A 12,784-nucleotide genomic window follows, 5' to 3' on the forward strand; every position below is an offset into this window, starting at 1 on the left:
GAACGGGTCCCGGGCACGCGAACGCCCCCGCGGTGGGGCCACGGGGGCGTTCGACGTGATCGGGCGGGGTGATCGGGCGGAGCGCCGTCACTCCTTGGTGAGGTTCGGGCCGCCCTTGGCCGCCTGCTCCACCGGGGGGGCGTCCGGCAGCGAGGACTTCTCCTCGCCGCGGAAGGTGAAGGACTTCTCCTTCCCCTCGCCCTCGGTGTCCACGACCACGATGTGGCCGGGGCGCAGCTCGCCGAAGAGGATCTTCTCCGACAGCACGTCCTCGATCTCCCGCTGGATGGTCCGGCGCAGCGGCCTGGCGCCCAGCACGGGGTCGTATCCGCGCTTGGCCAGCAGCTGCTTGGCGTCCGTGCTCAGCTCGATCGCCATGTCGCGGTCCTTCAGGCGGTCATCCACCTGCGCGACCATCAGGTCGACGATCTTGATGATGTCCTCCTGCGTCAGCTGGTGGAACACCACCGTGTCATCCACACGGTTCAGGAACTCGGGGCGGAAGTGCTGCTTCAGCTCGTCGTTGACCTTGGCCTTCATGCGCTCGTACCCGGTGGCGACATCGCCGGCCACCGCGAAGCCCATGTTGAAGCCCTTGGAGATGTCCCGCGTGCCGAGGTTCGTCGTCATGATGATGACGGTGTTCTTGAAGTCCACGACCCGGCCCTGGGAGTCGGTCAGGCGACCGTCCTCCAGGATCTGCAACAGGGAGTTGAAGATGTCCGGGTGGGCCTTCTCCACCTCGTCGAACAGGACGACGGAGAACGGCTTGCGACGCACCTTCTCGGTCAGCTGGCCACCCTCCTCGTACCCGACGTAGCCGGGCGGGGAGCCGAAGAGCCGGGAGACCGTGTGCTTCTCGCCGAACTCCGACATGTCGAGGGAGATCAGCGCGTCCTCGTCGCCGAAGAGGAACTCCGCGAGCGTCTTGGACAGCTCCGTCTTGCCGACGCCCGAAGGGCCGGCGAAGATGAACGATCCGCCTGGGCGCTTCGGGTCCTTCAGGCCCGCCCTGGTGCGGCGGATGGCCTGTGAGAGCGCCTTGATGGCGTCCTCCTGCCCGATGACGCGCTTGTGCAGCTCGTCCTCCATGCGGAGCAGCCGCGAGGACTCCTCCTCGGTGAGCTTGAAGACCGGGATGCCCGTGGAGGCGGCCAGGACCTCGGCGATGAGCTCCTCGTCCACCTCGGCGACGACGTCCATGTCGCCGGACTTCCACTCCTTCTCGCGCTGCGCCTTCGCGGTGAGGAGCTGCTTCTCGTTGTCCCGCAGGGAGGCGGCCTTCTCGAAGTCCTGCGAGTCGATCGCGGACTCCTTCTCGCGGCGCACCCCGGCGATCTTCTCGTCGAACTCACGCAGGTCCGGCGGCGCGGTCATCCGGCGGATGCGCATCCGCGAGCCCGCCTCGTCGATCAGGTCGATCGCCTTGTCCGGCAGGAAGCGGTCCGAGATGTACCGGTCGGCCAGCTGCGCGGCGGCCACGAGCGCGGAGTCGGTGATGGAGACGCGGTGGTGCGCCTCGTACCGGTCGCGCAGGCCCTTGAGGATCTCGATCGTGTGCGGCAGGGACGGCTCGGCGACCTGGATGGGCTGGAAACGCCGCTCCAGGGCCGCGTCCTTCTCCAGGTACTTGCGGTACTCGTCGAGCGTCGTCGCGCCGATGGTCTGGAGCTCGCCGCGGGCCAGCATCGGCTTCAGGATGCTGGCGGCGTCGATCGCGCCCTCGGCGGCGCCCGCTCCGACCAGCGTGTGCAGCTCGTCGATGAACAGGATGATGTCGCCGCGGGTGCGGATCTCCTTGAGCACCTTCTTCAGGCGCTCCTCGAAGTCACCGCGGTACCGGGAGCCGGCGACCAGGGCGCCGAGGTCGAGGGTGTAGAGGTGCTTGTCCTTGAGGGTCTCGGGCACCTCGCCCTTGACGATGGCCTGGGCCAGGCCCTCGACGACGGCTGTCTTGCCGACGCCGGGCTCGCCGATGAGCACGGGGTTGTTCTTGGTGCGGCGGGACAGCACCTGCATGACCCGCTCGATCTCCTTCTCGCGCCCGATGACCGGGTCGAGCTTGGACTCGCGGGCCGCCTGGGTGAGATTCCGGCCGAACTGGTCGAGCACCAGGGAAGTGGACGGCGTGCCCTCGGCGGGCGCGCCCGCGGTGGCCGCCTCCTTGCCTCCGGAGTAACCGGAGAGCAGCTGGATGACCTGCTGCCGCACTCGGTTGAGATCGGCGCCCAGCTTCACCAGGACCTGGGCCGCGACGCCCTCGCCCTCGCGGATGAGGCCGAGCAGGATGTGCTCGGTGCCGATGTAGTTGTGACCGAGCTGGAGGGCCTCGCGGAGCGACAGCTCCAGCACCTTCTTGGCCCGTGGGGTGAAGGGGATGTGCCCGGACGGGGCCTGCTGGCCCTGGCCGATGATCTCCTCGACCTGCTGGCGAACCGCCTCAAGCGAGATCCCGAGGCTCTCCAGGGCCTTAGCGGCGACACCCTCACCCTCGTGGATCAGGCCCAGGAGGATGTGCTCGGTGCCGATGTAGTTGTGGTTGAGCATCCGGGCTTCTTCCTGAGCCAGGACGACAACCCGCCGCGCGCGGTCGGTGAACCTCTCGAACATCGTTAATCGCTCCTCAGAGCGGTCAGGCAGTAAAGGGGTCGGTCCCCTCCCTGTCCTTCCGCAGCTTAGTCCCGCAACGGGGGACCGCTCATTCCAACTGTCCGCTCCTGTCCCCGGCGCCGTGCCCCGAACAGGCGACAACAGTTCCAACCCGATGGTGCGAGACGATGTTCCCGCAGGCCACGCACTGGCACGTCAGATGACTACGCCGTCGGCGAACGCCGCTGGGCGACATGCCAGGGCCCACTCCCACCGCCCCCCATCCATGAGTGACCCATCATCCGTCAAGAACTGCCTACCCCTCCAGGCTGACACTCCATGCCGCACCAGCCACGGACATCCGCTACAGGCGAACGCGATCACGCCGTGCGAGCGACGGCGGACCGTGCGTCACTCTCCCGCACGGGGGCGGGCCGCCCGCGGCATGACACTCCCCCGGGACGGCTTCGGGGGGCCGCGCACCGAGTGCGGCCCCCCGGACAAGGGCGCGAACAGGCGTCGCGCCGGGCTCGCCGGAGATCATCGTGCCGGTGAGCCGCGCGACGTCAGACGCCGGCCTTCTCGTAGGCCTCGCGAATGTTGGCGGGAACACGGCCCCGGTCATTGACCTCGTATCCGTTCTCCTTGGCCCACGCGCGGATTTTGGCGGTGTCCTGGCCGCCGCCGCCACCGCCGCCCGCCGCGGTGGCGCGTGCCCGGCCACGGGCGGCCCTTGCGCCACCGGCGCGGCGACCGGCCTTGACATAGGGCTCGAGCGCATCGCGGAGCTTGTCCGCGTTTTCGGAGTTGAGGTCGATCTCGTAAGTCTTCCCGTCGAGCGCGAACGTTACGGTCTCGTCCGCCTCGCCACCGCTGAGGTCATCGAGGAGAAGGACCTGAACCTTCTGTGCCACCGGGCTACTCCTCATTCATAGTCGCCGAATACCAATGACTGTTGTACTGCGGTGTAATCAAACCGCCATGGCCGGGAAAACACAAACCCCGGGAGCCCCATTACGCGGCGATCGTTATGACACGGCGGGACGATTCGGACATAACAACCACCTGTTGCGTCAATCAGAGATGGAGCAGCATCCGAGTGTTACCCAAAGTGTTGGGCTTCACCCGTTCCAGCCCCAGGAACTCGGCGACTCCCTCGTCATAGGAACGCAGCAGCTCGCTGTACACATCGCCATCGACCGGGGCGTCACCGATCTCGGTGAAGCCGTGCCGCCCGAAGAACTCCACTTCGAAGGTCAGACAGAAAATGCGCCGTACGCCCAGCCAGCGGGCCGTGGCGAGCAACTTCTCCAGCACCAGGTGGCCGACTCCCCTGCCCCTCAGCAGGGGGTCGACGGCCAGGGTGCGCACCTCGGCGAGGTCTTCCCACATCACGTGGAGTGCGCCACAGGCCACCACGCGCGCGTCGTGGTCCCGCTCGGCCACCCAGAACTCCTGAATGTCCTCGTAAAGCGTGACGGTCGCCTTGTCGAGCAGGATCCGGTCCCGGGAGTAGTCCTCGATCAGGCCACGCACGGACGGCACATCTGTAGTCCTGGCGCGGCGGACAGTAACTTCAGTTGAGGTATCCGGCACGGGCCGAGGCTATCGTTGTGGCCCTTCGGCTTGCCCTTCGGGGGCGGCGACCTGTACTCCCGCGACATCGCCGACGCGCAGGGCGTCGCGCAATGCCTCGGTCTGCTCGGCCGACATCATGCCGAAGAAAGCGACGAGCGCGGCCGCGGGGTTGTCGCTCTCCGACCAAGCGTCATTCATCAATGCCGCAGAGTACGCGGCCCGTGTGGAGATGGCCTCATAGCGATAGGCCCTGCCCTCCTGCTCGCGCCTGACCCAGCCCTTCTGATGCAGGTTGTCCAGGACCGTCATCACCGTCGTATAGGCGATCGAACGCTGCTGCCTGAGGTCTTCGAGAACTTCCCGCACCGTGACGGGACGGTTCCACTCCCATACGCGGCTCATCACCGCGTCTTCAAGCTCTCCCAATGGACGGGGCACAGGAGGAAGAATAACCGCGCCGCGACAAAACGGGCGGGTGTGGCGTTTGGTGCGGACCGCCCGCCGTCAGGCGGAGCGCTCAGGGGCGTTCTCGCCGTTTCCGGTGGAACGGGCCGCGAACGCCGCGTCGACGGCGGCGTCCTCCTTGTACTTGTTCGCGCCGCCCTGGGACTTGATGATCGTCACGATCAGCCAGGTGAACGCCGCGGCCATGACGAACGGCGGGAAGAGAGCTGCGGCGTAGTCCACAGTGATCGGCCTCCTTGGACGTGCTCGGGCGAGCCGTCCCCCAAGACTACCGACCGCCCTGCGCCGCGCTTCCCCCGCTCCTGCCACCCCGGGCCCCGCCTCCGTCCGCGTCGCCCCCGCCGCCGCCCTGGCCGCCCTGCCCACCCTGGCCGCCCCGGTCCTCGGGGCCGCGCGGCTGGCCGCCCGACTGCGACGCGGGGCGCTTGCGGCGCGGGGGGAAGACCTCAGCCGGGGTCGGCACCGGGCGGCGCGCGGGTCGGCGAGGCGACTGCTGCTGCTCACCGTTCTCGTCTCCGCCACCGCCTGGGGTGCCGGGACCCTGGGAACCGTTGGACGTAACCATAAACCGACATTAAGTGGTAAACAGACAATTCCCCGTCTATTCGCCGGGCCCGGCGTGTTCCGTCAGGAGCGCGCGATGTTCCGCTCGTACACCAGGCGCAGGCCCACCAGGGTGAGCCACGGCTCGTGCTCGTCGATCACCGTGGACTCGCGCAGCACCATCGGCGCGAGGCCCCCGGTGGCGATCACGGTCACGTCGTCCGGGTCGTCCGCCAGCTCGCGCGACATCCGCTCCACCATGCCGTCGACCTGTCCCGCGAAGCCGTAGAGGATGCCGGACTGCATCGACTCCACGGTGTTCTTGCCGATGACATGGCGCGGCCTGGCCAGCTCGACCTTGCGCAGCTGCGCGCCGCGCATGCCGAGGGCCTCGACGGAGATCTCGATGCCGGGGGCGATGGCGCCGCCCGCGTACTCGCCGCGCGCGGAGACCGCGTCGTACGTCGTGGCGGTGCCGAAGTCGACCACGATGCAGGGCCCGCCGTACAGCTCGACCGCGGCCACGGCGTTGATGATGCGGTCGGCGCCGACCTCCTTGGGGTTGTCCGTCAGGATCGGCACCCCCGTCTTGACGCCGGGCTCGACCAGCACCGCGGGGATGTCGCCGTAGTACCTGCGGGTGACCTCGCGCAGCTCGTGCAGCACCGAGGGGACGGTGGAGCAGATGGCGATGCCGTCGATGCCGTCGCCCAGCTCGTCGCCGAGCAGCGGGTGCATGCCCATGAGGCCCTGGAGCAGCACCGCGAGCTCGTCGGCCGTGCGGCGCGCGTCGGTGGAGATGCGCCAGTGCTCCACGATCTCGTCGGCGTCGAACAGGCCGAGGACGGTATGGGTGTTGCCGACGTCGATGGTGAGCAGCATGGTCAGTCGCGCCTCTCGGGGCGGAGGTCGAGCCCGATGTCCAGGATCGGGGCGGAGTGGGTGAGCGCGCCGACCGCGAGGTGGTCGACGCCCGTCTCGGCGTAGGCGCGCGCGTTGTCCAGGGTCAGGCCGCCCGATGACTCGAGGGCGGCGCGGCCCGCGACCAGGGCGACGGCCGCCCGCGTCAGGTCGGGCGTGAAGTTGTCGAGCAGGATCAGGTCGGCGCCCTCGGCGATCACGGGCTCGATCTGGTCGATGCGGTCCACCTCGACCTCGACGGGCACGCCGGGGAACTCCTCGCGGACCCTGCGGAACGCCTCGGCCACGCCGCCCGCCGCCACGACGTGGTTGTCCTTGATCAGCGCGGCGTCCGAGAGCGACACGCGGTGGTTGACGCCGCCGCCGCAGCGGACGGCGTACTTCTCCAGGGCGCGCAGGCCCGGCGTCGTCTTGCGGGTGTCGCGGACGGTGGCGCGGGTGCCCGCCAGGGCGTCGGCCCAGGCGCGGGTCGCGGTGGCGACGCCGGAGAGGCGGCACAGGAGGTTGAGCGCGCTCCGCTCGCCGGTGAGCAGGTCACGGACGCGCGTGGTGACGGACAGGAGGACCTGCCCGGGCTCGACGCGGTCGCCGTCGGCCACGTGACGTTCCACCTCGAACTCGTCGGTGCACACGATCGACAGCACCGCCTCGGCGATGTGCAGCCCGGCGACCGTGCCCGCCTGGCGCGCGACGAAGTCGCCCGTGGCCACGGCGTCCTCGGGAACGGTGGCCACGGTGGTGACGTCCACGCCGCCGTCGAGGTCCTCCTCGATCGCCAGGTGCGCGATGTCCTCGACCTGGACGGGGTCGAGCCCCGCGTCGGCGAGCAGCTCGGCCAGGTCGGGGTCGAGTCCGCACTCCAGCGGGTCGTGGGCGAACGCCTCCTCGTGCCCCGCGCCGCAGCCGCACCCGGCGCCGCAGCCACCGGCCGGCTCGGCCTCGCCCGGCCTGGCGCCGATGGGCAGCAGGGTGAGCTCGACGGGCGTGGCTCGGGGGGTGTCAGGGCTGGTCACGGACTGCTCGTTCTCCTCGTGGGCGCCGCGCCGTCGCAGGGAACGCGGTCGATTCGGTGGTACGGACGGCGAGGGCCGAGCCCTCGGGGGTGGGGCGAAGGGTGACGACGAGATGGCGCCGCCAGTGGGCATCGTCCCGCTCGGGGTGGTCCTCGCGCCAGTGACAGCCGCGGGTCTCGGGACGGAGGGTCGCCACGGCGGTCAGCACGCGGGCGACCAGATGCAGATTAGCCGTCTCCCACGCCTCGGCGCCCGGCTCGGCCGGCTTGCGGTCGACGTCCGAGGCCAGCGCGTCAAGGGCCTGTGCGGCATCGGCCAGGCTGGCGCGGGAACGCAGCACCCCCGCGCCCGCGGTCATCACCCGCTGGATCGTGGCGCGCGCCTCGGGCGGCAGCAGCCCAGGGCCTGCGGCGGGGGCGGGCGCCGTGGCCGCGGGGGCCGCGGCGGGGGCGTCGTCGGCGCTGGCGGTGGCGATGGCGTCGGCGATGGATGTGGCGATGCGCTCGGCGAAGACCAGGCCCTCGAGGAGGGAGTTGGAGGCGAGCCGGTTGGCGCCGTGCACGCCGGTGCAGGCGGTCTCGCCGCAGGCGTAGAGGCCTGGCACCGTGGTGTGGCCCGCCAGGTCGGTGCGGACCCCGCCCGAGGCGTAGTGCGCGGCCGGGGCGACGGGCACGGGCTCGTGCACCGGGTCGATGCCGTGCGCGCGGCACGCGGCCAGGATGGTGGGGAAACGACGTTCCCACGCCTCGGCCCCGAAGTGCCGGGCGTCCAGGTACATGTGGGAGACGTCCTGCTCGCGCATCCGCCGGGTGATCGCCTTGGCGACGATGTCGCGGGGGGCGAGCTCGGCCAGCTCGTGCCGCCCCAGCATGAACCGCGTCCCCCCGGCGTCGACCAGGTGGGCGCCCTCGCCGCGCACCGCCTCGGAGATCAGCGGCTGCTGGCCCTTGGCGTCCGCGCCGAGGAACAGCACGGTCGGGTGGAACTGGACGAACTCCAGGTCCGAGACCTCGGCGCCCGCGCGCAGCGCGAGCGCGACGCCGTCGCCCGTGGAGACGGCGGGGTTGGTGGTCGCCGAGAACACCTGTCCCATGCCGCCGGTGGCCAGCACCACGGCGGGGGCGCGGACGGCGCCGACGCCGTCGTGGCGGCCCTCGCCCATCACGTGGAGGGTGACCCCCGCGGCCCGGCCCTCGGCGTCCTTGAGCAGGTCGAGGGCGAGGGCGTTCTCCACGGTGTCGATGCCGGCGGCCCGCACGGCGGCGACCAGGGCGCGGGAGATCTCGGCGCCCGTGGCGTCGCCGCCCGCGTGCGCGATGCGGCGGCGGTGGTGGCCGCCCTCGCGGGTCAGCGCGATCCGCCCCTCGGGGTCCGCGTCGAACCTGGCGCCCAGCGCGATCAGCCGCCGCACGGCCTGCGGGCCCTCGGTGACCAGCGCCTCGACCGCGGCCTCGTCGCACAGCCCCGCCCCGGCGACCAGGGTGTCGTCGCGGTGCTGCGCGGGGGTGTCGCCCTCGCCGAGGGCCGCGGCGATGCCGCCCTGGGCCCAGCGTGTCGAGCCGTCGTCGAGGCGGGCCTTGGTGACGATCACGGTGCGCAGGCCCGTCGCCGCGCAGCGCAGCGCGGCGGTCAGCCCCGCGATGCCGGAGCCGACGACGACCACGTCGGCGTCGATGGACCAGCCGGGGGCGGGCGCGGGGAGCGCGGCGGGCAGCGGAACGGCTATCGCGGGGTGGGCGTCGCTCATGCGCCCGCTCCCAGCGTGAGGCGGACGTTGTCGATCAGCCGGGTGGTGCCGACGCGGGCCGCCACCGCCATGATCGCCTCGCCGGTGTGGGTGTCGGGGACCTCGGTGAAGCCGACGGGGTCGGCCAGCGCCAGGTAGTCGAGGACGAGCGGCGGATCGGCGAGCGCGGCGGCCTCGAGCACGGCGGAGGCGGCGGAACGTGCGGCCTCGGGCGTGGCGTTCGGCATCCGCGCCGCGGCGGAGAGCGCGCGGTGCAGGGCGAGCGCGGTGGCGCGCTCGGGGGCGGAGAGGTAGCGGTTCCGGCTGGAGAGGGCCAGTCCTTCGGGCTCGCGCACGGTGGGCACGCCGGTGATCTCGACGGGGAAGCCGAGGTCGGCGACCATGCGGCGGATCAGGGCGAGCTGCTGCGCGTCCTTCTCGCCGAACATCGCGTGGTGCGGCGCGACCAGGTGCAGCAGCTTGGCGACGACGGTGAGCACGCCGTCGAAGTGCCCGGGCCTGAACGCGCCTTCGAGCCGGTCGCCCGCCGGGCCCGCGGCGATCCGCACCTGGGGCTCGCCCGCGGGGTAGACCTCGTCGTCCGACGGCGCGAACACCAGGTCGGCCCCGGCGGCCTCGGCCAGCGCCACGTCGGCGTCCAGGGTGCGGGGGTAGCGCTCGAAGTCCTCGCCCGCGCCGAACTGGAGGGGGTTCACATAGACCGTGACCACCACGAGGCCGCCGGGCGCGAGGCGCTTGCGGGCCGCCTCGATGTTGGCCGCGTGGCCCTCGTGCAGCGCGCCGAGGGTCATCACCACGGCCCGCTCGGCACCCGGGCTGTAACGCGCGTGCAGCTCGGCGGCGCGGCGCGCGACGGCAATCGTCATCGTTCTCCTCCATCGGCGCCGGCGCCGCCCGCGCCCCCCGGGCCCTCCGTGCCGTCCTGGGCCAGGACACCGAGCAGGGCCTCGGCGAGCTCGGGCTTGAGCAGGCCGTGGTCGAGGGCGCGGTCCGCGGTGGTGCGGGCCATCGCCAGATAACCGGCCAGCGCGTGCGGGGCGTGCGCGCGCAGCTCGGCGACATGGGCGGCGACGGTGCCCGCGTCGCCTCGGGCCACGGGGCCTGTCAGGGCGGCGTCGCCCGAGCGCAGGGCGTTGTCGAGGGCCGCGCCGAGCAGCGGGCCCAGCATGCGGTCGGGGGCCGCGACCCCCGCGGTGCGCAGCAGCTCGAGGGACTGGGCGACCAGGGTCACCAGGTGGTTGGCGCCGAGCGCGAGGGCCGCGTGGTAGAGCGGGCGGGCGGACTCGTCGATCCACTCGGGCTCGCCGCCCATCTCGATCACCAGCGCCTCGGCCGCGAGCCGCAGCTCGGCGGGGGCCGTGACCCCGAACGAGCAGCCCGCGAGGCGCTGCACGTCCACCGGGGTCCCGGTGAACGTCATCACCGGGTGCAGCGCGAGCGGCAGCCCGCCCGCGCGCAGCGCCGGGTCGAGCACGGCCGTGCCCCAGCGCCCCGAGCAGTGCGCGACCAGCTGGCCCTGGCGGACCGCGCCCGTCTCGGCCAGGCCCGTGACCAGGCCCGCCAGCGCGTCGTCGGGAACGGTCAGCAGCACCAGGTCGGCGCGCGCGAGCACCTCGTCGGGGGCGACCAGCGGAACGCCGGGCAGCAGCGCCTCGGCGCGCCGCCGCGACGCGTCGGACACCCCGGAGACGGCCACCGGGCGGTGCCCGGCCAGGCTGAGCGCGGCGGCGAGCGCGGGCCCGACGCGGCCCGCCCCGACGACGCCGACGCGAAGCCGGGCGGGGCGGTCCCGGGCGTCGGTGGCGCGCGGGGCGTTGGCGGCGGCGTTCACGGCGGGGCGTGCCTCTTTCGATCGAGCGTTCCGGTCCTTCGGTCCGGTACCGGACGTCGCTCCCATGCTACGGCCGCCCGCCGGGCGAACGCTCGGCCCTGGCGCCCGGCTCAGCGCCCCCCGGCCCGCACCAGGCCCGTCTCGTAGGCCAGGACGACGGCCTGCACGCGGTCGCGCAGCCGCAGCTTGGCGAGGATCCGCCCGACATGGGTCTTGACGGTCGCCTCGGAGACGAACAGCTGGCCCGCGATCTCGCCGTTGGAAAGCCCCTGGGCGATCAGCATGAGCACCTCGCGCTCGCGCTCGGTGAGGTGGTCGATCTCGGGGTGCGCCGAGCGGTCGGGCGTGGGCAGCAGCGTGATGAAGCGGTCGAGGAGGCGGCGCGTGGTCGAGGGGGCGACCACCGCGTCGCCGCTGTGCACCGCGCGGATCGCGGCCAGCAGCTCGTCGGGCGGCACGTCCTTGAGCATGAAGCCCGCCGCGCCCGCCTTCAGCCCCGAGAACGCGTACTCGTCGAGGTCGAACGTCGTCAGGATCAGCACCTTGGGCGCCCCTGGCCCGCCCGCGCCGCCCTGGCAGATGCGGCGCGTGGTCTCCACCCCGTCGAGGCGTGGCATGCGCACATCCATCAGCACGACGTCGACCGCCGTGGAGCGCAGCACGTCGAGCGCCTCGACGCCGTCGCCCGCCTCCGCGGTGACCTCCATGTCCTCCTGGGCGGCCAGCACCATCTTGAACCCGGTGCGCAGCAGCACCTGGTCGTCCACCAGCATCACCCGGATCGGCACCCCGGCCGCCCCCTCGGTCTCGCTCACGCTTGCTGTCCTCGCCTCCCGGGCCTCGCGGCCCTCGTCGCTCGCCTTCGTCGCTCGCCGCGCCTCACTCGCCGCCGGTCAGCGGGAGCGTCGCGCTGATCCGGAAGCCGCCGCCGGGGCGGGGCCCCGCCAGCAGGACGCCGCCGACCATGCCGACCCGCTCCCGCATCCCGATCAGCCCCTGGCCGAGGCCGTCGGCGCCGCGCTCCTCGTACAACTCCCGCTGCGCGCCGCGCCCGTCGTCCTCGGCGAGCACGGTGAGCGCGTCACTGCCGTACTCCAGTGTGACGGTCGCGCCGACGTCGGGGCCGCCATGCTTCCTCGAGTTGGTCAGGGCCTCCTGGACGATCCGGTACGCCGTCAGCTCCACGCCGCTCGGCAGCGGCCTCGGGGTGCCCGCTATGCGGAACTCGACCGACAGCCCGGTGTCCCGCACCTGGTCCACGAGGTCGGCGAGCTGCTCGACGCCGGGCTGTGGCACATAGTCGTGGCCCGTGGCCGACGTGTCCTCGCTGCGCAGCACGCCGAGCAGCCTGCGCATCTCCGTCAGCGCCTGGCGCCCGGTGCCCGATATCGTGCGCAGCGCCGTCCTGGTCTGCTCGGGCGCGGTGTCGAGGACATAGGCCGCGCCGTCGGCCTGGACGACCATCACCGATACGTTGTGCGCGACGACATCGTGCAACTCGCGGGCGATACGGGCGCGTTCGGCGGCGACGGCCATCCTGGCCTGGGTCTCGCGCTCCTGCTCGAGGCGGTGGGCGCGCTGCTCGAGCTCCGCGTAGTACGCCCGCCGGGTGCGCAGCGAGTCGCCGAGCACCCAGGCGAGGCAGAAGGCGACGGTCAGGAAGACGGCGCCGAGCACCGCGTTGGCCATGGACTCGTCGGCGTCCTCGGCGGGCCAGCGGAGCGAGGAGATGGTGGGCGCGAGCAGCGACATCAGCAGGGCCAGGCGCGAGGCGCGGCGGGCGCTGCCCGAGGCGTTGGTGTAGATGACGACGAAGAACGCGAAGTTCGCCGGGAGGGGCGGGACGTCGCCCGCGACCTGGAGCAGGCCGATCCCCGCGGCGGCGAGCAGCGTCGGCTCGGGCCAGCGGCGGCGCAGGGTGACCACGCCGGCCAGCAGCGCGGCGACCAGCAGGCCGCCCCACTCGGGCCCCTCGTAGGCGCCCTGCTCGGGCAGGGCGATGACCGTGAAGGAGGTGAAGAGCAGGACGAACGCCCAGAAGCCGTCCACCCAGGTCGGGTGACGGCGCAGGAATTCGTAAAGCCGGTTCACGTCACC

12 protein-coding genes are annotated in these 12,784 nt (G+C 72.2%); all 12 read right to left on the reverse strand.

Features of this window, described 5'->3' with window-relative positions; translation table 11 throughout:
- Window positions 1-87: 87 nt before the first annotated feature.
- Window positions 88-2,610, reverse strand: a complete 2,523-nt coding sequence (locus D7318_RS10855; protein WP_120696725.1) for an ATP-dependent Clp protease ATP-binding subunit — start codon at window positions 2,608-2,610, stop codon at window positions 88-90.
- A gap of 545 nt (window positions 2,611-3,155) precedes the next feature.
- Window positions 3,156-3,503, reverse strand: coding sequence for a histone-like nucleoid-structuring protein Lsr2 (locus D7318_RS10865; protein WP_120696726.1), 348 nt, complete (start codon window positions 3,501-3,503; stop codon window positions 3,156-3,158).
- A gap of 163 nt (window positions 3,504-3,666) precedes the next feature.
- Window positions 3,667-4,185: an amino-acid N-acetyltransferase gene (locus tag D7318_RS10870; protein ID WP_120696727.1), complete on the reverse strand. Its 519-nt coding sequence runs from the start codon at window positions 4,183-4,185 to the stop codon at window positions 3,667-3,669.
- A gap of 9 nt (window positions 4,186-4,194) precedes the next feature.
- Window positions 4,195-4,605 (reverse strand): BlaI/MecI/CopY family transcriptional regulator, encoded by a 411-nt coding sequence (locus tag D7318_RS10875; protein WP_230423635.1) that lies wholly within the window; start codon window positions 4,603-4,605, stop codon window positions 4,195-4,197.
- A gap of 66 nt (window positions 4,606-4,671) precedes the next feature.
- Window positions 4,672-4,854, reverse strand: a complete 183-nt coding sequence (locus tag D7318_RS10880; protein WP_120696728.1) for a hypothetical protein — start codon at window positions 4,852-4,854, stop codon at window positions 4,672-4,674.
- A gap of 405 nt (window positions 4,855-5,259) precedes the next feature.
- Window positions 5,260-6,057 carry a type III pantothenate kinase gene (locus tag D7318_RS10890; RefSeq protein ID WP_120696730.1) on the reverse strand — a complete coding sequence of 266 codons (798 nt, stop codon included), beginning with the start codon at window positions 6,055-6,057 and terminating at the stop codon, window positions 5,260-5,262.
- A 2-nt stretch (window positions 6,058-6,059) separates the two neighbouring features.
- Window positions 6,060-7,109, reverse strand: coding sequence for a carboxylating nicotinate-nucleotide diphosphorylase (gene nadC, locus D7318_RS10895; protein ID WP_183091380.1), 1,050 nt, complete (start codon window positions 7,107-7,109; stop codon window positions 6,060-6,062).
- On the reverse strand, window positions 7,096-8,856 hold the full coding sequence (locus D7318_RS10900) for an L-aspartate oxidase (RefSeq protein ID WP_120696732.1): 1,761 nt from the start codon (window positions 8,854-8,856) through the stop codon (window positions 7,096-7,098). The genes nadC and D7318_RS10900 overlap by 14 nt, the downstream gene beginning before the upstream one ends.
- Entirely contained in the window at window positions 8,853-9,722 is an 870-nt protein-coding gene (gene panC, locus D7318_RS10905; protein ID WP_120696733.1) for a pantoate--beta-alanine ligase, read from the reverse strand. Before panC ends, D7318_RS10900 begins: the two co-directional genes overlap by 4 nt.
- The gene (locus D7318_RS10910; RefSeq protein ID WP_230423636.1) at window positions 9,719-10,687 is read right to left on the reverse strand and encodes a Rossmann-like and DUF2520 domain-containing protein; all 969 of its coding nucleotides are present in this window, start codon (window positions 10,685-10,687) and stop codon (window positions 9,719-9,721) included. Before D7318_RS10910 ends, panC begins: the two co-directional genes overlap by 4 nt.
- A 110-nt stretch (window positions 10,688-10,797) precedes the next feature.
- The gene (locus D7318_RS10915) at window positions 10,798-11,475 is read right to left on the reverse strand and encodes a response regulator (protein ID WP_120696913.1); all 678 of its coding nucleotides are present in this window, start codon (window positions 11,473-11,475) and stop codon (window positions 10,798-10,800) included.
- A 91-nt stretch (window positions 11,476-11,566) separates the two neighbouring features.
- Complete coding sequence (locus D7318_RS10920; protein WP_120696735.1) at window positions 11,567-12,778, reverse strand: sensor histidine kinase; 1,212 nt, start codon at window positions 12,776-12,778, stop codon at window positions 11,567-11,569.
- Window positions 12,779-12,784: the final 6 nt, after the last annotated feature.

Origin of the sequence: Streptomyces radicis (assembly GCF_003626575.1) — a bacterium.
Lineage (GTDB): Bacteria > Actinomycetota > Actinomycetes > Streptomycetales > Streptomycetaceae > Streptomyces > Streptomyces radicis.